Source organism: Alcaligenes sp. (assembly GCF_050255915.1).
Taxonomy (GTDB): Bacteria; Pseudomonadota; Gammaproteobacteria; order Burkholderiales; family Burkholderiaceae_B; genus Alcaligenes; species Alcaligenes aquatilis.
The window spans coordinates 156,157-179,745 of sequence record NZ_JBFWIQ010000005.1 but is presented as its reverse complement, the minus strand read 5'-3'; the positions used below and the strand labels follow the sequence as shown (position 1 = coordinate 179,745).

At 57.2% G+C, this 23,589-nt stretch carries 22 protein-coding genes; 9 read left to right on the top strand and 13 right to left on the bottom strand.

Annotated features, from left to right (window positions below):
* Nucleotides 1–10 precede the first annotated feature (10 nt).
* The 13 genes from AB7E06_RS08370 to AB7E06_RS08310 all read right to left on the bottom strand — a co-directional run bounded on the left by AB7E06_RS08370 (nucleotide 11) and on the right by AB7E06_RS08310 (nucleotide 16,109).
* Entirely contained in the window at nucleotides 11–493 is a 483-nt protein-coding gene (locus AB7E06_RS08370; RefSeq protein ID WP_035270090.1) for an Hcp family type VI secretion system effector, read from the bottom strand.
* 50 nt (nucleotides 494–543) lie between these two features.
* Nucleotides 544–2,037 carry a type VI secretion system contractile sheath large subunit gene (gene tssC, locus AB7E06_RS08365; protein ID WP_009455530.1) on the bottom strand — a complete coding sequence of 498 codons (1,494 nt, stop codon included), beginning with the start codon at nucleotides 2,035–2,037 and terminating at the stop codon, nucleotides 544–546.
* Nucleotides 2,038–2,049: 12 nt separating this feature from the next.
* Nucleotides 2,050–2,607 (bottom strand): type VI secretion system contractile sheath small subunit, encoded by a 558-nt coding sequence (tssB, locus tag AB7E06_RS08360; protein WP_427956242.1) that lies wholly within the window; start codon nucleotides 2,605–2,607, stop codon nucleotides 2,050–2,052.
* A gap of 27 nt (nucleotides 2,608–2,634) precedes the next feature.
* The gene (gene tssA / locus AB7E06_RS08355; protein ID WP_427956239.1) at nucleotides 2,635–3,705 is read right to left on the bottom strand and encodes a type VI secretion system protein TssA; all 1,071 of its coding nucleotides are present in this window, start codon (nucleotides 3,703–3,705) and stop codon (nucleotides 2,635–2,637) included.
* Between the two features lie 187 nt (nucleotides 3,706–3,892).
* On the bottom strand, nucleotides 3,893–4,345 hold the full coding sequence (locus AB7E06_RS08350) for a hypothetical protein (protein WP_247966304.1): 453 nt from the start codon (nucleotides 4,343–4,345) through the stop codon (nucleotides 3,893–3,895).
* On the bottom strand, nucleotides 4,342–5,151 hold the full coding sequence (locus AB7E06_RS08345; RefSeq protein WP_009455523.1) for a DUF4150 domain-containing protein: 810 nt from the start codon (nucleotides 5,149–5,151) through the stop codon (nucleotides 4,342–4,344). Before AB7E06_RS08345 ends, AB7E06_RS08350 begins: the two co-directional genes overlap by 4 nt.
* Before the next feature lie 9 nt (nucleotides 5,152–5,160).
* Nucleotides 5,161–6,222, bottom strand: coding sequence for a pentapeptide repeat-containing protein (locus tag AB7E06_RS08340; protein WP_427956234.1), 1,062 nt, complete (start codon nucleotides 6,220–6,222; stop codon nucleotides 5,161–5,163).
* A complete protein-coding gene (locus tag AB7E06_RS08335) occupies nucleotides 6,222–8,744 on the bottom strand; it encodes a DUF2169 family type VI secretion system accessory protein (RefSeq protein ID WP_121739821.1) in 2,523 nt (840 codons plus the stop codon). Before AB7E06_RS08335 ends, AB7E06_RS08340 begins: the two co-directional genes overlap by 1 nt.
* Before the next feature lie 119 nt (nucleotides 8,745–8,863).
* The gene (locus tag AB7E06_RS08330) at nucleotides 8,864–9,352 is read right to left on the bottom strand and encodes a hypothetical protein (protein WP_121739822.1); all 489 of its coding nucleotides are present in this window, start codon (nucleotides 9,350–9,352) and stop codon (nucleotides 8,864–8,866) included.
* Between the two features lie 14 nt (nucleotides 9,353–9,366).
* Nucleotides 9,367–11,718 carry a type VI secretion system Vgr family protein gene (locus tag AB7E06_RS08325; RefSeq protein WP_121739823.1) on the bottom strand — a complete coding sequence of 784 codons (2,352 nt, stop codon included), beginning with the start codon at nucleotides 11,716–11,718 and terminating at the stop codon, nucleotides 9,367–9,369.
* Nucleotides 11,719–11,720: 2 nt separating this feature from the next.
* Entirely contained in the window at nucleotides 11,721–12,317 is a 597-nt protein-coding gene (locus tag AB7E06_RS08320) for a DUF3540 domain-containing protein (protein ID WP_121739824.1), read from the bottom strand.
* A 224-nt stretch (nucleotides 12,318–12,541) separates the two neighbouring features.
* On the bottom strand, nucleotides 12,542–13,735 hold the full coding sequence (locus tag AB7E06_RS08315; protein WP_427956228.1) for an acetyl-CoA C-acyltransferase: 1,194 nt from the start codon (nucleotides 13,733–13,735) through the stop codon (nucleotides 12,542–12,544).
* Nucleotides 13,736–13,754: 19 nt separating this feature from the next.
* Nucleotides 13,755–16,109: a 3-hydroxyacyl-CoA dehydrogenase/enoyl-CoA hydratase family protein gene (locus AB7E06_RS08310; protein ID WP_427956420.1), complete on the bottom strand. Its 2,355-nt coding sequence runs from the start codon at nucleotides 16,107–16,109 to the stop codon at nucleotides 13,755–13,757.
* A 722-nt stretch (nucleotides 16,110–16,831) separates the two neighbouring features.
* Here AB7E06_RS08310 and AB7E06_RS08305 point away from each other — a divergent pair.
* The 9 genes from AB7E06_RS08305 (at nucleotide 16,832) to AB7E06_RS08265 (ending at nucleotide 23,587) form a co-directional block, all read left to right on the top strand.
* Nucleotides 16,832–17,407 (top strand): chromate transporter, encoded by a 576-nt coding sequence (locus tag AB7E06_RS08305; protein ID WP_094197981.1) that lies wholly within the window; start codon nucleotides 16,832–16,834, stop codon nucleotides 17,405–17,407.
* Nucleotides 17,404–17,934 (top strand): chromate transporter, encoded by a 531-nt coding sequence (locus tag AB7E06_RS08300; RefSeq protein WP_249460448.1) that lies wholly within the window; start codon nucleotides 17,404–17,406, stop codon nucleotides 17,932–17,934. The genes AB7E06_RS08305 and AB7E06_RS08300 overlap by 4 nt, the downstream gene beginning before the upstream one ends.
* Before the next feature lie 188 nt (nucleotides 17,935–18,122).
* On the top strand, nucleotides 18,123–18,947 hold the full coding sequence (locus AB7E06_RS08295; protein ID WP_094197983.1) for an ABC transporter ATP-binding protein: 825 nt from the start codon (nucleotides 18,123–18,125) through the stop codon (nucleotides 18,945–18,947).
* The gene (gene mlaE, locus AB7E06_RS08290; RefSeq protein WP_427956223.1) at nucleotides 18,944–19,729 is read left to right on the top strand and encodes a lipid asymmetry maintenance ABC transporter permease subunit MlaE; all 786 of its coding nucleotides are present in this window, start codon (nucleotides 18,944–18,946) and stop codon (nucleotides 19,727–19,729) included. The genes AB7E06_RS08295 and mlaE overlap by 4 nt, the downstream gene beginning before the upstream one ends.
* Before the next feature lie 21 nt (nucleotides 19,730–19,750).
* Nucleotides 19,751–20,227, top strand: a complete 477-nt coding sequence (gene mlaD / locus AB7E06_RS08285) for an outer membrane lipid asymmetry maintenance protein MlaD (protein WP_094197984.1) — start codon at nucleotides 19,751–19,753, stop codon at nucleotides 20,225–20,227.
* A gap of 38 nt (nucleotides 20,228–20,265) precedes the next feature.
* Entirely contained in the window at nucleotides 20,266–21,045 is a 780-nt protein-coding gene (locus AB7E06_RS08280) for an MlaA family lipoprotein (RefSeq protein ID WP_249460452.1), read from the top strand.
* A 39-nt stretch (nucleotides 21,046–21,084) separates the two neighbouring features.
* Nucleotides 21,085–21,756 carry an MlaC/ttg2D family ABC transporter substrate-binding protein gene (locus AB7E06_RS08275; RefSeq protein WP_094197985.1) on the top strand — a complete coding sequence of 224 codons (672 nt, stop codon included), beginning with the start codon at nucleotides 21,085–21,087 and terminating at the stop codon, nucleotides 21,754–21,756.
* Nucleotides 21,757–21,941: 185 nt separating this feature from the next.
* Nucleotides 21,942–22,733 carry an ABC transporter ATP-binding protein gene (locus AB7E06_RS08270; RefSeq protein WP_108728398.1) on the top strand — a complete coding sequence of 264 codons (792 nt, stop codon included), beginning with the start codon at nucleotides 21,942–21,944 and terminating at the stop codon, nucleotides 22,731–22,733.
* A 95-nt stretch (nucleotides 22,734–22,828) separates the two neighbouring features.
* Nucleotides 22,829–23,587, top strand: coding sequence for an ABC transporter permease (locus AB7E06_RS08265; protein ID WP_094198456.1), 759 nt, complete (start codon nucleotides 22,829–22,831; stop codon nucleotides 23,585–23,587).
* The last annotated feature ends 2 nt before the right edge of the window (nucleotides 23,588–23,589 follow it).

Below are 23,589 nucleotides of genomic sequence, written 5' to 3'. Positions count from 1 at the left end.
CCAAACCCGATCAGGCTTCTTTGTTTTGCTTGATATCCCAGGCCACCAGCGTTTCAGCACCTTTGCTGCCACGGTCGGACTGTTCCCAGTACTGCTGTTTGACGCGTGCGGCCTGGAAGGAGTAATTGACCATTACGCTTTCCACATCGCGCTCGGCATTGAGCTGAACCGAAGTCACCAGCACTTCTTCCAGGGTGATTTTGGAGTATTCCACCTGCTCGCCACCGGCCTTGCACACCGACAGTTCCACCTTGCCCAGGTGCTTGCCGCTAGCGCAATGCTTCATCACCGCAGGGGCGGCCTTGTCGATCCGAGCGACCACATGCAGGTCGTTGAAATTGGCCTTGCCCTGGCCACCACCGCCGCCCGAGCTCATGCTGCCAGGTTGCGAAGCGCCCCATGAAAAGGACTGGATATCGGTCCAATCCTTATGGTTGGAATCTTTGGACTCGCCATTGGCGCCTTCAATCTTCATGAACATATCAACAGACACGCTTTTCTCCTTGGAGGTCGAATAAGGCCATCAAAAGGCCAGGGTGGGAATCAGTTCTGCTCGCCTTTCAGTGACGGCAAGCGGGACACCAGGCGCAAGGAAACCGTCAGACCTTCCAGCTGGTAGTGCGGGCGCAAGAAGAACTTGGCAGCGTAATAACCGGGGTTGTCCGGCACTTCCTGCACCGAGACTTCGGCGGCGGCCAGCGGCTTGCGTGCCTTGGTTTCCTGCGAAGAGTTGGTCGGGTCGCCATCCACGTAATTCATGATCCAGCTGTTTAGCCAACGCTCCATATCGTCGCGCTCACGAAAAGAGCCGATCTTGTCGCGCACAATGCACTTCAGGTAATGCGCGAAACGGCAGCAGGCAAACAGATATGGCAAGCGCGCAGCCAAACGGGCATTGGCGGTGGCATCTGCGTCGTAGTACTCCTGAGGCTTTTGCAAGGACTGGGCACCGATAAAGGCCGCAAAGTCCGAATTCTTGCGGTGCACCAAGGGCATGAATCCGTTCTTGGCCAGTTCGGCTTCGCGGCGATCACTGATGGCAATTTCCGTGGGGCATTTGATGTCCACACCGCCATCGTCCGTGGGGAAGGTATGGCAAGGCAGGTTCTCGACTGCACCGCCCGACTCCACACCGCGAATTGCCGTGCACCAACCAAAATGCTTGAAGGACCGGTTGATATTCACCGCCATGGCATAGGCCGAGTTAGCCCAGGTGTAGCGGTCGTGGCTAGCTCCGTCTGTGTCTTCCTCGAAGTCGAACTCATCAACCGGGTTGGTACGTGCACCGTAGGGCAAACGCGCCAGAAAACGCGGCATGGCCAGGCCCAGATAACGGGCATCGTCGGATTCACGCAGGCTTTGCCAGGCGGCGTACTCGGTATTGGAAAAAATCTTGGTCAGGTCACGCGGATTGGCCAACTCCTGCCAGGACTCCATTTGCATCACGGACGGCGCAGCACCGGCGATAAAGGGACTATGCGCGGCAGCACCGATACGAGCCAGCTCACCCAGCATTTCCACATCGGGTGGGCTGTGGTCGAAGTGATAATCCCCCACCAGGCAACCAAAGGGCTCACCACCAAACTGGCCGTATTCCTGTTCGTACACCTTCTTGAACAAGGGGCTTTGATCCCAGGCCACGCCTTTGTAGCGCTTCAGATTACGTGCCAGCTCTTTCTTGGTGGCAGGCATCACACGGATACGCAGCAGCTCGTCAGTTTCGGTATTGCTGACCAGATGATGCAAGCCACGCCAGGCCCCTTCCAGGCGCTGAAACTCCGGGTGGTGCAGGATGTGATTGATCTGCTCGGTCATCTTCTGATCGATCTGGGCAATCACCGCCTGAATGGTTTGATAGGCGTCGTCGCTCAAGGTCACGGACTGGTCCAAAGCCTGCTCGGCCAGCGTGGTGACGGCAAACTCAACCGCCTGCTGGGCCTGCTCGGTTTTGGGACGAAACTCCTGCTGCAACAGGCTGGACAGTTCGTCCAGCTGGGCCGTATCGCGGGTGGCGGTCAATGTCTGGGTGGAGGTCATGGGGTGGGCTCCTTATGCTTTGGGCTCGCTGTCCTGATCGGGCTGGGACTCGTCCATCGTCAGGGCCTGGGGTGGGCGGCCAGCCAGGGCACGCAAGAGTTCGGGCTGTTGAAGCAGCCGGGACAGCAATTCCTCTGCCCCGCTTTTGCCATCCATATAGGTCAGCAAATTCGCCAGTTGGGTACGGGCTTCCAGCAGGCGGGCCAAAGGTTCGATCTGGCGGGCCAGTTCAGCCGGGGAGAAGCTGTCCATGGAGTCAAAAGACACTTCTACACCCAGCACGCCATCGCCCTTCAGGCTGTTGGGAACCTGCATGTTCAGCTTGGGTGCGATGGACTTCATGCGGTCATCGAAGTTGTCCACGTCGATTTCCATAAACTTGCGCTCGCCCAACTCCGGCTGGCTCTCCGTGTTGTGCCCGGCCAGATCCGCCAGCACACCCATCACGAAAGGCAGTTGCACACGATGCTCGGCGCCGTACAGTTCAACGTCGTACTCAATTTGCACACGCGGAGCCCGATTGCGCCCAAGGAATTTCTGGCCGCTGCCAGAATTGGATTTCACAGACATCAGGTCTTCTCCAGTTGATTTATGGAATTAAGAAGCGGCTGTCGCCACTTCGGATCGAGGCATGAAAACCTGGATCTGATCCCAGGCACCGGGAGCCAGGTCACGAATCAGCTCGTGAAAACCCATGGGCACCAGTTGCTGGGCGCGACGCAGCAGCAAAGGGGCAGGATGGCTGGGTTCGTGCTGCTCGAAATACGCCACCAGCTTGTCCAGCAACAACACCACCTCTTCGCGGGATGAAACATGCAGGTTTTGCCAGCCCGCCAAGCCCATCACCGGCGGTACCTGACTGGCAGGCTGCGGCGACACAGAAATGGTGGAGTGACTTTCCTGCACAGGCTCGGGAGCAGAAGGGGTAGACAGTGAAGTCGCCGCATCCAGCACCGCGCAGGCAGCCTCCACGGTGTCCCAGGCTCCGTCCAAACGCACGGACCACTCGGCATCCAGATGGCGATGCACCAAGGCCTCCAGCTCCTGGCGGAACTGGCGCAAACGGCTCAAAGCCACGGTCTGGCTTTGGCCTGCGGCAAAGGCACGGCGCAGCTCTTCGACCAGACGGTCACGACCCGGCAGGCCGCTATCTTTCTGGCTACCATCCAGCACGTAACCAACTTCACGTAAATTCAGTTGACGATGCCCCAGGCTGACTACAGGTGCTTCACGCATCAGGCGGCCCAGGCCATCAATAGCCGACAGCCCAGCCAGCGCATTGACGCGCGGCAAGGGGTCCAACTCGCCATCGTCGTGCAGACGTGGATGAACGTGCTCCCAGCCTTGTTGCAAGGCGCTGAACAGCCAGTCGCACACTTCCACCAAAGCGGGCAGCCCACCTGTCTGCAAACGCGCCTGAGCCAGCACCACCAGCAAGCGAATATCTGCCGAGCGGTCCAGCAAGTCCTGCACCAGGCGGACGATACGCGTCCAGTCCGGCACCTGGGCCGGAATAATGGTTTGACCAAACTGCTGCTCGCCCTGTACTTGCAGGGCCTGCATCAAAGCCAGAAAGTCTGCTTCATATTCCAGGTTGTCGCCGTAGTGGGCATTTTCGGGAGCCAAAATCCAGGCTGGCTGCCACTGCTCCTGTATTCCTTCGACCATAGCTGTCGTCTCGGATAACTGATCACGGAGCCAGTCTAGGAACTGAAGGTGACACCTTTTTGACGAAAATCTTTCCTTACTTATTTTGCAAAATAGATGTATTTACGCTCTTTTTGAAGCAAATAAAGCAAAAGCGCCGCCCGCAGGCAGCGCTTTTCAAAGGAAGCAAATAGAGATCAGCCAGGTGCTAGTCGTCTAGCCCCTGCTCCTGTCGCCAGTACTGGTAGCGTTGCTCCAGAACCGGTCGCAAGGTTTCGTAGCTGTCCCAATCGTCAGGCACGTGATAGATGGATGGCAAAACCTCGTCGTCCAGCGTATCCACGTAATCATCCAGATACAGCTCGTCGTAATAGAAGTCGCTAAAGGCTTTGCCCTGCTCGGACATGTCTTCGCTGACCAGCACATCGTCGCAACACTCTTGCAGCAGTTGCGAGCCTTTGATCATGTGATCACGGCACTGACGCACCTCGTTGGGGTAGCGGTCCATAAAAGCATTGGCCAGCAAGCCTTTTTCCACCAGCCAGGCCAGATACATGCCGATGTGCGTACGACCGCCTTGCGGACCCAGATCAGAGGGGTAGTCCCCGCCCACATGCCAGTCCACAGCGTCATATTTAACGGGATCAGTGTGCGTTTTCAATGTCGTACCTCCGTAGGTATGCGTATGTTCTTGGGAAGTGGCTGCTTGGGTGCATTCTTGCCAATCAACTCTGCGCCCTTGCTCTCCATTGCCTTGTCCTTGGCCTTCTGGGTTGCGGAGCGGCGCGCTCCCCCGCTCTTGACTTCGACCGCCCGGATTTTGCCCGTGTTCTTGTCCTTGATCAGTATATCGATCACACGGCGGGTCAATGGTGTTTTTGCAGACACCTGCGTGCCCATGACCTCGTGGCCTTCCTGCTTCAGCTCGGCCTCGACCTCGCGCTCTCGCTGCGCACCCCGACGCCGGTTGCGTTTAAGCTGCGCCCGCTTGGCCTCACGTGCTGCCGCTTTACGAGCCGCGTCCGGCCCGCTGCCCGACACGCCCTTGCCGCCTTTACCAGCTCCGCCCCCGGCACCACCGCCACCCAGCAACAGCACCTTGAACTGGCTGGGCACGACCCGCATGCCCACCGTGTTGACGGTATTTTGCATGCTGAGACTGGTCAGGCGAGTCGCCGGAATCCCCTTCCACAGCACATTAGGCACGCAGGTAATGGAGCGCGAGCGCGACATCACGGTTTGCGAGATCAAACCCAAGGCCACGCCCGGATTGTCACCATTACTCAAGGGTATCGTCGTGAGCAGATTATGGGCAGGGCCGCCCTGCAACAGGATGTTCCAGGCATTGGGAATACCCATCAGGCCCGTTGCGAAATTGGGGTAAGGAATCGGCAACAGAGCCGGTGGTGTCTTGCAGATGTCGGGAAAGGCAATATCCATGCCACCCCGTTGGCAATTGGCAAACATCAGGGCTCCTTATTCAAGATTCATGTGACGCGCCGTCCAGCTTTCAGACTCGTGCAAGGCCGAGTCATTGGGCAGGCAGCCTGCGGCCTGTTCTTGCCCAGCCTTGTCCAGCAAGCAGCGATGAAACTGGGTGCGTTCAAAATGCGCGCCACCCCAACGAGCACGGCGGCAATCTGCATACGAGAAATCTGCATAGCGCAGTTGGCTATGCTCGAAACGGGCCTGCTCCAGCACCGCCTGCGCGAAGTAGGCTTGCTGCAAACAAGAGCCGCGAAAATCTGCCTCGGGAGCATGGGCTTGAGCCCACAGACTTTGTGTCAGATTCGCCTCCCGAATCTGCAACCCTTGGGCCTGCGCCTGAACGAATAAAGCTTGTTTGGCTTGGACCTTGTTCAGCACGGCCTGATTCAAGATCGCAGACTTGAAATTGGTGCCGCAAAGACGAGTGTGGCTTAGGTCCGCTTGAGTAAAGTCGGACTCCATCAAGACACTGCCACTGAAATCCAGCCCCGACAGGTCCATGCCTTGGAAATTGCAGGTTTTGGCCGTCACCCTGTGCCAGCGACTACCGGCCAGAGCGCTGCCCCGCCAGTCCATTTCGGTGACCACCACATCTTCCAGACGGGTCGACTGCAAGGACAAGCCCCCTGCACGGCAACCAGTCCAAGTGCAGCGCTGCAAAAGAGCTTGGTCGAAATTTCCCGACTGTAAAATGCATTGCGCCCAGTGGGTGTCGCTCCAGGCTCCGCATTGCCAGATAGCGCCCTGCAACTCACAGTCCTGCCACATCACCTCCTTGGCCTGGACATGCTTGCAGGACAAGCCAATCAGCACGCATTCCATAAAGGCGCAGCCATCCAGCACACTGGCATCCAGTACTGCTCCGCTCAAGTCACATTGATGGAAGCGGCTACCCGCCAGATTGACACCCAAGGCTTGCACACGCGGCAGGCGACAAGCGATGAACACCGCTCCTGAATAATCGCCCGGGGGCAAATACAGATCGCTGAAATCCAGCCCCAGCAAAGGCTCACCTTGCCGAATGCGCAAACGCAAAGCATGTGCGTCCATCAGGCTTGCCCCCCAGCAGGGTCGCGGCGTGCCGTGCGCAGATACAGATTACGGCTGCGGGTACGCGCATCCGTTTGCAAACCCATCAAATCAGCACGGAAGAAATTCACGGTATCCAGCCTCGTGCCTTGAACATTCGCACCCCCGGCCAGGCTATTGCTCATATCCACCTTGCTCAAGATGGCTTGGCTAAAGTCAGTCTCGATCAGAATGCAATCGCTTAGGCGGGCCTGCGTCCATTGCGAACCCTGAAGATTGGCACCGGATAAATCACAGCGAATCAACTGAGCCTGCTCAAAGCAGGATTGCGACAAATCCAGCCCACGCAAATTGCTTTCTTCCAAGCGGGCACCGCGCCAGTCCGACCCCGGCATAGCCAAGCCGGACACCACGCTTTGACGCCAGCGGCTGTCACGGCAATCGAGCCCACCGTCCAACAGACCCAGCAGCCAGGACGTGTCCTCCAGGCTGGAGCCCCTCAAGGACAGATCCCGCAGATCGCAGTCCAGCCAAGCGCATTGCTGCAACTGGCAATCCAGATAAGACAATTCGGACAAGCGCGAGCGCATCAAATACTGCACGCCATTTAATTGCGAGGTCTCGAAGGTACAACGCAGCAGGTCCACATCCAGCCACTCCTGCTCCTGAAGGTTTGACTGCTGGAACAAGACATCCTGCCAACTGGACTCGCGCGGCTGCCATCGGGCCGCCTGCACCTGACGAAACTGCACGGATTGCAGCACTGCCGCGCTGAAATCCACATCATCCAATTGGGACTGATTGAATTGAACCTGCTCCAATCGCGCCCGCACAAATGTGGCTCCAGAGCAGTCTGCTCCTGCAAACGTGCCTTGCTGTAAAACCGAATCGTTAAAGCAGGTGCCAACACAGCGCACCCCGGAGAAATCGAAGTCCTGCAAATGCAGTCCGCTCAAATCCAGACCAGACAGGTTACGGGTTCCGGCCAGAATCAACTCCACGCGCCTGCGCAAACGCTGCTGACGCAGATCAGAGGCAGCAGGCGGTGCAGGGGCATAAGCTTGCATCGCACGTCTGGCCTGCTCCATGGGTTTGGATAGCAAGCCGGACACAGGCGCTTGGTCGCTGGCCGCTGCATCCAGCTCATACAACATGCGCTGCGTATCGCGCGCCGTAACACGGGTGCTGGCCTGATCCTGAAATGGAGACTCACGCTGCAAATCCTGCACCTTCTCCATGCCCTCTTCCATCTGCTGGCGCGCATCCCATTGCTGGCGATTGGCTTGGCGCACTTCCTGCACCCAATCCGTCCGGTCCACATCCATAGGTTTGGGAGGTCCGGCCTGCGCCAAGGAAAACAGCTCGTTCTGCCAAGCGGGGTGTTCATGTGCTGCGTCCTGCGCCCATCGCTCCAGGCGCATCCGCATGGTCAGGGACAAGGGGTCATCTGAACTGCTCTGAACGTCATCCAAAGGGGCACAGCAGTCAGCAGGCAGTAAATCCTGGTCACGCAAGGCAAATAATCCAGCCTGATCACCTTCGCTACGCAAGCGCAGCACTTGCTCGTAATGGTCCTGACCACGCGGCTGCCCCAAGGGCTCCAGGGCAGGCATTAATAAGTTCACATCTTGCGCCTGCGCGTCCTGACCCGGCACGCTTCCTTGGTACAGCAACAGCATGTGGCCCAAATCAGGGAAAAACCAGACGGTGGTGTGCCGCAGCGCCAACTTTTGCAGACCGGGTAGACGACGATCCTGATACCAGCAGATCGCCTCCCACTGCGGCAAGCTACCGCTCCACCATGGTCGCTGGGCGTGCAGATGGTGCAGCTCCCAAGAACTGTCTGCGGGCCAATGACTTTGTTCACGCCACCACTGGTCCGGTTCAGCAGCATTGAAAAAATGTGGGTCCAGGCTGTCCAGCATCATGCCAGGATCACCTTGCTGCCAGGCGGGGTCATAACGGCCCGCCAAACGAAAGCGACGTGGTCGCAAAGGCGACACAGGCCCCAAACCCGCTGGACGGCCTTGCTGACCAGAACGGTGCAAACGCCCTTCCCAAGGCTCCACCTGTGGCAAGCAAAGCGGCCCGCCCGGACTGGCTGCTTCCATTCCCATGCCGGCAGGATTATCGGGATACTGCGCCCCGCCCCAGCTACGGCTGCCATCCAAAGGCACGCGGGTAAAAGGCTCTGCCTCGCCCGGTCTGCCTTGTCGCCACTGACGTTGCCCAAATACAGCCAGCTGCTTTTCTATCGGGCCAACACGCGCTTGTACGGCCAGTTGGGATACCGGCTCGCCTCCCGGTGCGCAGGCATGGCCAGAGACCAGAAACTCTGCACAAGGTTTGGGCAAGGCCAGATCCAGTACATCGTCGTCCTGCATCAAGCCAGCTACGCTCTGCCACATGCGTGCATCGGTGCTCAAGGCATGCGGTGCATCCATGGAGCACCAGGCCTGTACCGACACGCTTAGCGCATGCTGTCCGCGCCAGCTCCAGGGGCGCGCCAAAATACCCAGCCGCAAAGGTTTTACGATGCGCATGGGACTTGTCCTTTGGGAGAGCACGAGCAGGACTGGCTTGAGTCAAGAGCACTGCCTGACTGCCTCGGACCAGCGTGTGCATCATCCCTGTTCAACTGCAAAGCCAACGCCACCATCAATCAATCCCCATAGGAGTTGGCGGCGGGTTTCAACTGCAAGGTCACCTGTTCACGGTTCAGAGCACACAGCTGAGCATTGGCCGGATCACACAGTACGCTGACCCAATTACCCGGTTTGAATCGCTTGTTCAGTTCGGGCTGCACCAGCACATCCACATGGGTTTTCTGGCCATCTACGTCCAGGCCCAGGCGCACTAGCGGATAAGCAGATTTGAAAACTTCTGGCAGCAGCTCATCCTGAGATACGATCACGGCCTGTTGAGGTACGACCTCGGCACGATGCAGGCGCTGATACAAGAGTTCCTCAGGACGAGCACGCCAATAGCGCGTAAAACCCCGATACCCGGCGACAAAACCACCCACTGCGATCAGCATGGGCAAGATGACCAGATAAGGCAGCCAATCCCGCCACTCCAGGGCAATACCAATCGAAATCATGATGGCCCCCATCAAGGCGCTGAAAGCCATCCACATAAACTGTCCCAGCATCGTCGCGGACGTCCTTAAAAAAAGATGTGCAAGCCGGACTTGGCCAAACGCAGCGCCGAGCTGCCGACGCGTACCGCCTGCTTACCCAGATACACCGCACTGGTCTTGATCGCGGCGTAGGCTTTCTCGTCCTTGAAGGCCGAGTGGTCCATCTTCATGACGGCAGCCTGGAAATTGACCAGATAGCCCTGTGCCCGAATACCCCATGCATCCAGCGAGGAAATCGTGCCGTTCAGGCGGAACCCCGTCACTTTTTCGGTATGCGGGATCCACCACTTTTCAACACCCGTGACATTCACCTTCCAGCTAGGCGTAGTAATGTTCACGCCCGCTGAGGCGGTAATGTCCACAGGACCGGAAATGCTTTTGGTCAGATTGCCAGTCAGGGTGTCAGTGACATTGCCGGTGGTGGTCAGGTCCACATCACCCGTAATGGTTTCTTTGACATCGCCAGTCACGGTGTAATCCACCGCGCCGGTAATCGTGCGGGTGTAATCGCCGGTTTGGGTAGAGTTGCGAGTGCCGGTGATGGAATCCGTGACATCGCCCGTGACCGTATGGGTGACCTCGCCGGTAATGGTTCGGGTCAAATCGCCTGTCAACGTGTCGGTGACATTGCCCGTCACGGTACGCGTCACATCACCGGTATGAGTTCGGGTCTGCTCACCTTCTATGGTTTCAACCAGATCCCCGATGACCGTACGTACGACGCCGCTATTGAATGTCTCGGTTTCCAGATCCTGCACCGTTGTTGTGCGGGTTGCCGTGACACTCAAGGTGTCATGGCCTGTGACCACCGTCGTCCGATTGCCATCGACGGTGTGGGTTTCATCGCCCTCAACTTCCGTATCCAGATTACGCTCGGCATGCAGCCAGATACGCTCCTGCCCAGCTCTGTCCTCGAACATGAAGGCGTTGGCGTTGCTGGGGTCACCGTCTTTGGAACGACTTAAAAAGCCGCTTTGTGTGGCATTGTCCGGCAAGTTCCAGGGCGGCATATTGCTGGCGTTATACACACGACCGACAGCAATGGGCCGATCCGGGTCGCCTCCCAGAAAATCCACAATCACTTCGTCGCCCACTCGGGGCAGTTGAATGCCACCAAACCCACCACCTGCCCACGGGCTGGAAACACGCAGCCAGCAGGAGCTGTTTTCATTGGCCTGCCCGTAGCGATCCCACAAAAACTGAACCTTGATGCGACCATATTGATCGGTCCACAGCTGCTCGCCGCTCTTGCCCACCACCTTGGCCGTTTGCGGGCCGTAGGTACGCGGAATAGGTGTGCGTCGCAAAGGGCGATACGGCTGGCTGGACGGGATCACCAGAAAATCAATGAAGTAGTGACTGGCCATACCGCTCTCGCCGGTATGGCCTACATCCAGAAAGTCGTAATCGACTTGGGTCACCAGATAATCGCGGTTGTCCTCAGGGCGTGGATGATTGCGTACGGACAGCAAATAACCCGGCGCGACACCACGCGCATTAGTCTGGGCTTGTGCCTGGCTACGTACTGCCTGCAAAGCTTCCAGCCGCAAGCGGGAGTAATGTTCACCATGTTGAGGCTCGGTGTAGCCACCCGCCCATTCGTAGACTTCCAGATCACCCAAGGCGTGTTCAGCCGGGTTGCTACGCGTGGCGTCCAGGCTGGCTCCCGGCTTGCAATAGTCGTAGTCAGCTGTCGCATAGCGGCCCGGAGTGACTTGCTCATACGGGTGCCAGGCATGGATATGCTCAACATCGGGATGCGCTACCCGGTCGGGGGAAACAAAGGGCAGCTCAGAAAGCCAGGGCGCAGCCGCATGTTGCCCCACATCGTCGGCCATCACCAGGGTATGGGCGCCATTACGATGCTCAAACCAGTAGTAAATCCCCTCGCGCTCCATCAAGCGGCTAACAAACTGAAAGTCGCTTTCCTGATACTGGACGCAATAGGTTTGACGCGGGTAGTCCTGTGTCAGGCGCGACTCCCAGGCAAAGGGGTAGCGGCCCAGCACGTCCTGCAAAACCTCGGGCACGGTCTTTTCCTGAAAGATCCGGCTGTCCATGTTCTGGCTCAAGAACCAGAGCCAGGGGCGCAAGGTGGCCCTATACGTGTAGAAGCGGTCGCTGCGGCCGGTTTTACCCATCAGGCGAAATGCGCTGATACGGCCATCCAGAAAGCGCGGCACCGCATAAGGTGTTTTGATTTCCAGGCTCAGGGACTCGCCCAGCAAGCTGCGCAAATCCAGCAAGGGGGTATTGCAGACCACATCCACCTGCAATTCAAAAGGCTGGGACAAGGCTTCCCGACCTTGCAGAGCCTGAAACATCAAAACTTCCGGCCCCAGCGGGCTATGCACTTGTACAAGGCGTTCTGTCAGCATGCTTACCCCATATGGATTTGGTCAGCGTCGACTTTGACCAGCTCGCGCGCAGTCATCAAGGTATGGCGGGCATGCAAACGCATTTGATGCTGGGCCTGCACGTCCATGCGGCCCCCACGCCAACGCTCCTCTTTTTCAGTCAGACGAAATACGTGATTGCACACTTGGGACAGGCGATCCGCCACGGTCTCCTGAACGCGCGACAAGATCCGCAGCGTGCCAGCGGTCAGGCTCATCTCCCGGCCGGATTGGCGCAAATGGCCACCTGCCTGCAAGGTCAGGTCCGCCTCGGACTGGATATGCACCCCGCCCTGCGCTGCCTGCACATGCAAGCCTTGGTCGGCGACCAGATGCAAAGCCCCACCCTGGGGACGCTCCAGCACGGCGAACACATAGGCCTGCTCGCCATCGGCACCGCCTACCCAGACCTTGTCGCCCACTTGCGGCTGCACCAGGCAACTGACGGCCTGCGGTACAATCCAGCAGCGCTCGCCGCAGTCGACCTCAAACTGCCCCGACTCCAGACGAGCCTTGACTCGTCCCTGCCAGAACATGGGGGGAACATGCAGGCTGGACACCATGCGCGAGGGCAATCCCATACATCCTCCGTGTGAGCTGTTCAACACAATGAAAAGGACTATGGCGCGAGCCCATGTCTACTCTATGACAACAACAAAACTTTACTTTTTTGACATTTAGCGGGTTTTAAGCAAATTTGCTTACACGTATTGCGCTATTGCCCACCGATGCAGGGAACGCCCAATAAAAAGCCGCCCGAAGGCGGCTTTGTCCAGCAACGATAGAAACAGCAGCAGATCGGAAATTATGTCCGCTCGAAAATCCCGGCGGCCCCCATGCCTGTACCGATACACATGGTGAGCATGCCGTATTTCAGCTGACGACGCTGCAAGGCATGAACCACGGTAGCGGCACGCATGGCACCAGTTGCACCCAGAGGGTGACCCATGGCAATAGCACCGCCCAGCGGATTGACGCGCTCGGGGTCCAGACCCAGATCACGAATCACCGCCAGAGATTGAGCCGCAAAGGCTTCGTTCAGCTCGATCCAGTCCATCTGGTCTTGCTTCAGGCCAGCCAAGGCCAGCGCATGAGGCACGGCTTCTTTAGGACCAATACCCATGATCTGCGGAGGCACACCACGGACCGAGAAGGTCACGAAGCGGGCCAGCGGTGTCAAATTGTGTTCGCGCAAGGCACGCTCGGAAACAACCAGCAAGGCACCTGCCCCGTCCGAAGTCTGCGAACTGTTGCCGGCCGTGACCGAGCCACGCGCAGCAAAGACGGGGCGCAGCTTGCCCAGCACTTCCAGGCTGGTATCAGGGCGTGGACCCTCGTCACGATCAACCACTTGGGTTTTGACGGAGATTTCCTGCGTGCTCAGGTTCGGTTGACGACGTGTCACCGTTACAGGCAGAACTTCGCCCGTGAACTCGCCCGATTCCCACGCCTTGATGGCTTTCTGGTGCGAGGTCAAGGCAAACGCATCCTGATCCTCACGGGACACTTTCCACTGACGCGCTACTTCTTCAGCAGTCAGACCCATGCCGTAAGCGATCCCGTAGTTCTCGTCCGAAGTGAAAATCTCGGGGCTGAACGTGGTGTTCACACCCATCACCGGCACCTGACTCATGGATTCCACACCCGAAGCCACGATGATGTCTGCCTGGCCCGTACGGATACGGTCAGCAGCAATCGCAATGGCGCTCAAACCCGAGGCGCAGAAACGGTTGACGGTCATCCCGGCCACGGTGTGCGGCAGGCCTGCCAGCAAGGCAGAGATACGCGCAACGTTAAAGCCTTGCGGGCCTTCAGGCAGGGCGCAACCGGCTACCACTTCTTCGATGGCGGCAGGGTCCAGTTTCGGTACATCGGCCAGCATGCCGCGAATGGCTTCCGCCAAGAGCTCGTCAGGGCGGTAGGACGAAAACACACCGCGAGGCGCTTTTCCGATGGGCGTCCGCTTGGCAGCGACGATATAAGCTTGTTGTACAGTCATGTCTACTCCTTGATCCGCTCTAGTTACGCACTGGCTTGCCAGTGCTCAACATCCCAGTGATACGTTCCTGGGTCTTGGGGGAATTGAGCAGCTCCAGGAAAGCCTGCCGCTCTTGCGCCATCATCCAGGCTTCATCCACCAGCGAGCCGGGATCCACATCGCCCCCGCAGATCACGGTTACGACTTTCTCGGCAATATGGAAGTCATATTCCGAGATGAAACCACCTTCTTTCATGTTCACCAACTGTGCTTTCAGCGTGGCGATGCCATCGCGACCGGCAACCGGGAAGCGACGTGGCAATGGCGCACGCCAACCAGCGCTGGCCAGAGCCTGTGCCTGACGTACGGCCACGTAAACCAGTTCTTGGCGGTTCATGACGATGGTGTCAGACTCTTTCAGGAAACCAAGCTGACGGGCGTCCAGAGCGGAGCGCGACACCTGGGCGCTGGCTATAGCCAGAGCAAAACGCTTCAGATAGGCCAGCAGCGGGGCATCGGGTGCACCCATGGCTTGCAGTTCAGCAGAGCGACGAGCCGAGTAAGCCAGACCACCTGCGCCTGGAACCAGACCCACACCCACTTCAACCAGACCAATGTAGGACTCGAAGTGAGCGACGCGGTGCGCGCAATGCACAGCCAGTTCGCAACCGCCACCCAGTGCCAGACCGGCCACAGCAGCCACCACCGGCACTTGGGCGTAACGGATACGCAAAACCATGTCCTGCATGGCACGTTCCACAGGCTCAACGCCGGCCACACCTTCTTTCTCGAACACGGGCAAAATGGCTTTCAGGTCCGCGCCTGCGGAGAATGGATCACCCTCCTGGGCCACCACCAGCGCCTGATACGAGGCTTCGGCCAATTCAATGGCCTTGAACATGCCATTGACCACACCGGGGCTTAGCGTGTGCATCTTGGTCTTGAAGGACACGATCAGCACATCTTGTGGGTGCGGCGCGGGCAGTGTCCAGCAACGCACCGACTCATCTTCAAAAACGGTGGTGGTTTCCAGAGATTCGACCTCGCCAACCAGCAAAGGTGTGCCAATGTGACGCTGGTAAACAGGCAGATGGCTACGGCCTTCAAAACGGCTTTGCGAAGGATTCCAGGAGCCAGCGGCGGTGTGTACACCTTGCGCTTCCCACACAGGACCACGAGTCGCCCAGTCTGGCAGCGCCTGGCTGCTCAGCGTCTTGCCCTCTTGAATGTCCTGGTTGATCCACTCCGTCACCTGACGCCATCCGGCAGCCTGCCAGATCTCGAACGGGCCTTGCTTGTGGCCAAAGCCCCATTTCAAGGCCAGATCCAGCTGACGTGCGTTGTCGGCAATGTCTTGCAGATGAATGGCGCTGTAGTGGAAGGTATCACGCAGCACCGCCCACACGAATTGAGCCTGAGGCTTGTCGGACTCGCGCAGCTGACGCAGGCGCTCAGCCGGGTCACGTACGGCCAAAATGGCGGCCACATCGGGATCAATTTTCTGGTCAGCGGCCACGTAATCACGCTGCTGGGCATCGAAACGCTGAATCTCGCGACCCTTCTTGCGGAAGAAACCGGCGCCGGTCTTTTGACCCAAGGCGCCCGCATCAATCAGGCCCTGCACTTCTGGCGGCAGGCCAAAGTGTGCTTTGAAGCTGTCATCGGGCAGTTGATCCTGCATGGTGCGGATCACGTGTGCCAGCGTATCCAGACCAACGACGTCGGCGGTACGGTAAGTACCCGATTTGGCGCGGCCCAGGCGTGTGCCCGTCAATTCATCAACCTGCTCGTAGGTCAGGGAGAAGCGGCGAGCCTGCTCGAACACGGACAGAATGCCAAAAACACCAATACGGTTACCGATAAAGTTGGGGGTATCTTTGGCGCGAACCACGCCCTTGCCCAACTGCGATACCAGGAAAGTTTCCAGAACATCCAGCAGCTCGGGCTGGGTGTATTTCGTGGGGATCAGCTCCACCAGGCTCATGTAGCGCGGTGGGTTGAAAAAGTGCACGCCGCAAAAACGTGGGCGCAGCGCTTCAGGCAGAACGTCCGCCAAGGACGTGATGGACAAACCGGACGTGTTGCTGGCAATGATGGCACTAGGGTTCAGTGCTGGCCCGATTTTGCGATACAAATCCTGCTTCCAGTCCAGACGCTCGGCAATGGCTTCGATCACCAGATCGCAATCGGCCAGACGATCCAGATTGTCTTCGTAGTTGGCGGGTTCGATCAGGTCAGCCAAGTCTGGCGTACCTAAAGGAGCGGGATTCATTTTGCGCAGATTGGCAATGGCACGAATGGCAATGCCATTTTTTGGACCCTCGCGGGCGGGCAGATCAAACAGAACTACTGGTATGCCTGCATTGACGCAATGAGCGGCAATTTGCGCGCCCATGACGCCGGCACCGCACACGGCGACCCGACGCAAGGTACGGGCACTGCCCGTCACTGCACTGGCTGAACTAGATGTCATAGGTTTGTCTCCAGGAAACTGAAACCCCACGCAGCATAAGGCCCCAAAAGGACGCTCTACGATGCGAGGCAATCGAATAATCGTACACGCACAACCGGCTTTAAGACCATAAAGTCTTTTTTATTTTCAATCAAAGATGAGCATAGATCAAATCCGTCTTCATAAAACGGTCCATGTTCTGATCCTGGCCGGCCTGTCCATTCACTTAGACTTCTTTGCATAAAATTCAAACGGTCGTTTCAATGTCTTTTATTTCAATAGATTGAACCTATAAAAAGCCTATTCCCCCCTTCATTATCAGCAATTGCTTCATACCCTATCAAGCTGGCACCACACATGGTTTCAAGTTGTTTATTTAATTTTTTCTTATTTATTTCAATTCATTTTTATTTAATTTTTTGATTTACTTTAATTAATTTTTTTCTTTAAACATTTCAAACAAATAAGGAACACTTGGGGATGGCAAGAGCTTGGAGCCATCCCTGCCCAGCAGCCATGCTCTTACTGATAAAGGCACCGCAGCACCTTTGGCAAGGAGGATCAGCCCCCTACCCGAGCCCACGAGAGGGCAAAAACGGCTTAATTTGTATGCCAGAATGCTCAAACTTCCACTTTTGACGAGCCCTATCCGCCTTCATTGCCCTATGACCCGGTCTCAAGAAGCTCCCCCTTTATCCTTAAGCGCTCTGTTTCTGATCTTTGCCCGAATTGGCCTGACCAGCTTTGGCGGGGGCTTGAGTGGCTGGCTAATGCGCGAGTTTGTCGTCCAGCGACGCCTGATGAGCCAGGCAGACTTTCTGAGCGGTCTGGCCCTATCCCAGGCACTACCCGGCATCAATGTGGTGAATCTCTCTATCTGGATTGGTTACCGTCTGCTGGCCGGACCTGGAGCTTTGCTTGCCACGCTGGGCATGGTGCTTCCCCCGCTGCTCCTGGCCATTTTCATGCTGATTGGTCTAGAACAACTGACAGGCTCTACCCTGGTGCCTCAGGCCATGGCCGGGATTGCCGCAGCCGCCATCGGTCTGTCGCTTGAAATGGGCGTACGCTCGGCGCGCAGCGCAGCTACCGGAATTGTGCCAATTGCGATCATGTTGGCGGTTTTTCTCGGCATTTTCGTCATGGAATGGAGCCTGATCCCCGTTATTCTGATCTGTGCGCCGCTGTCCGTCTGGTACGCCTGGCTACAGCTTGGGGATTCATCGGCAGCACAATCATGATCACGGTCCTGTTCCAGCTCATGCGCGTGTTCGCGCCTCTGTCTTTTCTGACTATAGGCGGCGGGCAGAGCATCATCCCGGAAATTCACCGGCAATCGGTAGAAATCCATGGCTGGCTCAACAATCAGGAGTTTCTGGACCTGTTCGCCCTGTCGCGCCTGACACCCGGCCCGAAATCCTTGCTTGTGACTCTGGTGGGTTGGAAGGCAGCAGGCTGGGCCGGTGCCCTGGCCGCATCCGTAGCCATTTTTCTACCATCGGCCTTACTGATCTACTACTTGGCGACCATCTGGAAACGCCATGAGGGCACGCGCATCATCCGCGCTATTGAAATCGGGCTACTACCCATTGCCGCAGGCATGATCCTGGCCGCCAGCGGCACAATCCTAAAAGCGGCTCAAGGCGGATTGTGGGCCTGGGGCACAGCTCTGGCCTGTACGGCCATTCTGCTGCTAAGTCGCATCAACCCTTTATGGTTACTGGCAGGTGGCGGATTGCTCTTTGCCTTGATACAGCCCGCCACCTAAGATAAATTCGCCCCGTAAACATGAGGACTTCATCGCTAGCCCCGACTTTAAGTAAGTGGCTGTATCAAGCGCCACAAAATGGGTCATAAAAGCGTCACGATCCTGTGTTCAGAAAGCGCAAGACATTGAGCCGCCAGAGCTGCAAGCAGTACAATGGCAGGTCCTTTTACCTCCCTTTTGCCCGCGACATGGCTGTAAATACTGACCAAGCCGTACTAAATCTGGATTCTGCCTCGCTGGGTTATGGTGCTTTTACCGTACTGGCGGACGTGTCCATGACCGTCCAGAAAGGCCAGGTCGTTGCCATGATGGGGGGATCGGGTTCCGGAAAAACAACACTTCTGCGTGCTGCTACTGGGCAAATTCGCGCCCAAAAAGGCACGGTCACGGTTTTTGGCCAGGACCTGGCCAAGCTGGACGGCGAGGCCCTGCGCCAGACGCGTCAACGCATGGGTGTACTGTTTCAGCAGGGTGCCCTGTTTACCGACCTGAACGTATTTGAAAACGTGGCTTTCCCTTTACGGGAGCTAACAAACGATTCTGAACCCGCCATTGAAGATCGTGTGCTGGACAAGCTGGACGCCGTTGGCCTGCGTGCCGCCGCCCATTTGGGCATCAATGAAATCTCTGGCGGTATGGCCCGCCGGGTTGCCTTGGCTCGCGCCATTGTGCTGGAGCCCGAGCTGATTCTGTACGATGAACCCTTTGCCGGCCTGGATCCTATTTCTATGGGCATTACCGCACAACTGATTCGAGACCTGACGGATCGCCTGAACTGCGCTTCGGTACTGATTACGCACGATGTGGCCGAATCTTTTGCCATTGCTGATCAAGTCTATATGGTTGGCCAGGGACGTTTGCTAACCCAAGGCACGCCCACCGAGCTGCGCGCCTCCAAAGATCCCTACGTGCAACAGTTCCTGCGTGGCGAACCCGATGGCCCCATCGCCTTTAATTACCCCGTTACCCCGGCTTTTGAAGCCTGGCTCCAAAATCGGACAACGCGCTCATGAACTTCATTACCGCCCCGATTAGCGCGCTAGGCACTACGATACGCAACAGCATTTACGGGCTGGGCGCATTCAGCCGCCTTTTTGCTGCCTTGCTAGCACGTTCATCGCTGCTGTGGCGCCGCCCCCGTCTGGTTTCCCAGCAAATTCACTTTATCGGCAACTATTCGCTGCTGATCATTGCCGTTTCCGGCCTGTTCGTCGGTTTTGTGCTGGGCTTGCAAGGCTATTACACGCTGAATCGTTATGGTTCCGAAGAGGCGCTGGGTCTGCTGGTCGCCCTGTCTTTGGTACGAGAACTGGGCCCCGTTGTGACCGCTTTGCTGTTCGCTGGTCGGGCCGGTACGTCGCTCACTGCCGAGATCGGTTTGATGAAAGCCGGTGAACAGATTGCTGCCATGGAAGTCATGGCAGTCGACCCCTTGCGACGCCTGCTGGTGCCGCGTTTTTGGGGTGGCATTATTGCCATGCCTATTCTGGCCGCCGTCTTTTCCATGGTCGGTATTTTGGGCGGCTATATCGTCGGCGTACAAATGATCGGCATTGATGCCGGCGCCTTTTGGTCACAGATGCAAAATGGCGTCGATGTGATTGATGACGTACTCAACGGTGTGATCAAGAGCCTGGTATTTGGCCTGATCGTGACCTTGATTGCGCTGTATATGGGCTGGCATGCCAAGGCCACGCCCGAAGGCGTTTCTCGCGCGACCACACGCACCGTTGTCAGCGGCGCTTTGGCGGTATTGGGCACGGACTTCCTGCTCACCGCCCTTATGTTCAGTTAACTATTTAGGAATTGCTCAGCTATGAATCGCGAGAAAACCGATTTCTGGGTTGGCCTGTTTGTTTTGCTGGGGCTGGTCGCACTGGCATTCCTGGCTCTGCGGGCGGGTAACCTCAGTTCTTTTTCCTTTGCCAAAACCTACCAGGTCTCTGCCAAGTTCGATAATCTAGGTGGCCTGAAACCACGTGCGCCCATCAAGGCCAGCGGTGTGGTCGTTGGTCGAGTCAGCTCCATTGGTTTTGACAATCAGGACTTCAAAGCCGTGGTCACACTGGATATGGACGAACACTACAAATTCCCCGTAGACACGTCGGCCTCCATTTTGACCTCGGGCCTGTTGGGTGAACAATACATAGGTCTGACTGCCGGCGGCGACGACAAGAATTTACAAAGCGGTAGCACCATTACCTATACCCAAAGCGCGGTTGTGCTGGAGGAACTGATCAGCAAGTTCCTTTACAACACGGCCTCCAATGACGGCGGCTCCAAATCGGAGTAGTAAACCGCTGACTCATGCTCATTACAGACGACACAACCATGAATACAACAACTCGCCGCTCTTACTCCCTGCCTCGTGGAGTCCGTTTGAGCCTGGTCGGTGCCAGTGCTGCCCTTGTGGCCGGTTGCGCCAATGTGCCCAACCCCAACCCCCAGGACCCATGGGAGAGCATGAACCGTGGCATCTACGCTTTTAACGAAACCGTGGACGGCGCGCTGATCAAACCCATTGCAGAAGGCTATACCGCCCTGACACCGCAGCCTGCACGCACCTGCATTAGTAACATTTTCAACAACCTGGGCGATGCCTGGTCGGCCGTCAACAGCTTCCTGCAAGGCGAGCATGTTGACTTCTTCAACACCCTGGGCCGTGTCCTGTTCAACTCCACCATGGGCCTGGGTGGTTGTATCGACGTTGCCACCATGAACGGCTCTGAGCGCATCCCCAACGACTTTGGCGTAACGCTGGGCGTATGGGGCATCAAGCCTGGACCTTACGTGGTTCTGCCCTTCTTTGGCCCAAGCACGGTTCGTGATGGTTTGGCACGCGGCACCAGCTTCCTGGAAGGCTTTTCCTCCACGGGCCCGATCATGGCGATCAAGGATGTACCGGTACGCAACAGCATCATGGGTCTGTGGGCGCTGGATGCCCGCGCCGGCGTGCTGGATACAGAAAAACTTGTTAACGACATCGCCCTTGACCGCTACAGCTTCATACGCGACGCTTACCTGCAACGACGCCATGCGATGGTTCAAGACCGCCGCACTGGTGGCGACACCAGCCAGGATCTGCCTGACTACTCGGACGCAGACGAATAAAAACGCCCTGCCCGCAGAACATTATTCCGGAGTTTTTTTATGATTTCCCGTCCCGCCTTGGGCGGGACTGCTTTGCAGTCCTCTCCCTCTCGCCTGATTTCCTGGGTTCTGACCACCTGTGCCGCGCTGGCCCTGTGTTTGTATGCTGTCGCCGCGCACGCCCAAGCCGCCGACCCTAAAGGCGAGCCCAACAAGTTTGTTGAAACGGTTGGCAATCAGGCATTGCAAGTTGTCAAGGCAAGCGAGGCCATCCGCAAGGGTGATCGTGCTGCCATCACGGCCGCTGTGAACGAAAACATCATGCCGTACGTGAACCTGGAAAAGACCACTCGCCTGTCCGCTGGCCGCTACTGGCGCCAAGCCAGCGCAGATCAACGCCAAAGACTGGTCGAGGCTTTCAAGGGCACCTTGGTTCGCACCTACAGCGGCGCCTTGTCCCGTGTGGATGACAAGACCCAGTTGACCATTCTGCCTTTCCGTGGTGATGCCAATGCGGACGACGTGGTTGTGCGCTCCTCGCTGACCCAATCCAACGGTGGCCCGGTTGGCGTAGATTACCGCCTGGAGAAAACACCTGAAGGCTGGAGAATCTACGACTTGAACGTGGAAGGTATCTGGCTGATCCAAAACTACCGCAACCAGTTTGCCCAGCAAATTGAACAAAGTGGCATTGATGGCCTGATTCAGGCGCTGAACAAGCAAAACAGCTAAGACAGGCCGTGGCAAGCTCGGGCGCTTTGGTCGAGCTTTCTTAAGCAGACCAGAGTCGTACTCTATAATAAAGAGCCTGATCACCCCCAAACAGGTCTACGCCCATGCGTAGGCCTGTTTAGTTAACAAAGACGCTACCGCGACGACTTGTACCGCCACACTCGCGTCAGGCCAACCAAATTGCCATGTCCGCCTTCAAACTCGATAACGTCAGCAAACGCTTCGCCCCCCAAAGCCGGGGACTCAAAAGCCTGTTTTCCCCTCCCCGCTCCGATGCCGGTTTTCTGGCCGTCGATCAGGTCAGCCTGACTATCGAACATGGTGAGTTTTTTGGCTTGCTCGGCCCCAACGGCGCCGGCAAAACAACCCTGATTTCCATGTTGGCGGGCCTGACCCGTCCCACCAGCGGCCAGGTCAGTGTCTGTGGTTACGATGTGCGCACCCAGTACCAAAAAGCCCGCCAATCGCTGGGCGTGGTGCCACAGGAAATTGTTTATGATCCCTTTTTCACTGTTCGTGAAACCTTGCGTCTGCAATCGGGCTATTTTGGCCTGAAACACAATGACGACTGGATCGACGAGATCCTGGCCAATCTGGCCTTGAGCGACAAGGCCGACACCAATATGCGTGCCTTGTCCGGTGGCATGAAGCGCCGCGTGCTGGTTGCCCAGGCACTGGTCCATCGCCCCCCTGTCATTATTCTGGATGAACCCACTGCCGGTGTGGACGTGGACCTGCGCCGCACGCTGTGGGAATTCATCATTCGTCTGAATCAACAAGGCCACACCATCTTGCTGACCACCCACTATCTGGAAGAAGCCCAGGCCCTCTGTGGCCGACTGGCCATGCTCAAGAGTGGCAAGATTGTCGCCCTGGATACCACACAAGCCATTATGGAACGCGCGGGTGGCCACGATCTGGAGGATGCATTTGTGCGCATCATGCACAACGAAGGAAAAATGGGAGTCGCACTGTGAACCAGAACCCCTCTCCCAAACACTGGGGTGTGCCACAAAACACGGACGCACCCACAAACAAGATCGGCACCCTGAGCCTGCCCCCTCAGCCCAAGATGGGCTCGGGTTTCCCGACACTGCTGCGCAAAGAGCTGATGCGTTTCTGGAAAGTGGGCTTTCAGACCATTGCCGCTCCGGTGCTGACAGCGCTGATGTATTTGCTGATTTTCGCCCACGTACTGGAAGGTCGCGTCACGGTGTACGACTCCGTGCCCTATACCGCCTTCCTGATTCCGGGCCTGATGATGATGAGCATGTTGCAAAACGCCTTTGCCAACCCCTCGTCATCATTGATTCAAAGCCGCATCACAGGCAATCTGGTCTTTATCCTGTTGCCGCCACTGTCGCACCGCGAAATTTTCGCTGCTTATCTGCTGGCGTCCATCGCCCGTGGCATCTGTGTGGGCCTCTGTGTCTGGTTGGTGTCCCTGTTCTTTGTCTCCTTGCCCCTGGCCAAGCCTTTGTGGGTATTGGTCTTTGCCGTCCTGTCCTGCGGCATCATGGGCACCTTAGGCTTGATCGCCGGCCTGTGGTCTGAAAAATTCGACCAGTTGGCCGCGTTCCAGAACTTTCTGATCATGCCCGCCACCTTTTTGTCAGGTGTGTTCTATTCAATTCATAGCCTGCCGCCGTTTTGGCAGACTGTTTCACACTGGAATCCGTTGCTTTATACCATTGACGGATTCCGCTACGGTTTTTTTGCCGCCTCGGATATTTCTCCTTGGTTCAGCCTGACCGTTGTCGCCAGCGTCTTTGTTGCGCTGTGTCTGATTTCGCTACGCCTGCTTGCCTCAGGCTATAAATTACGGAATTGATC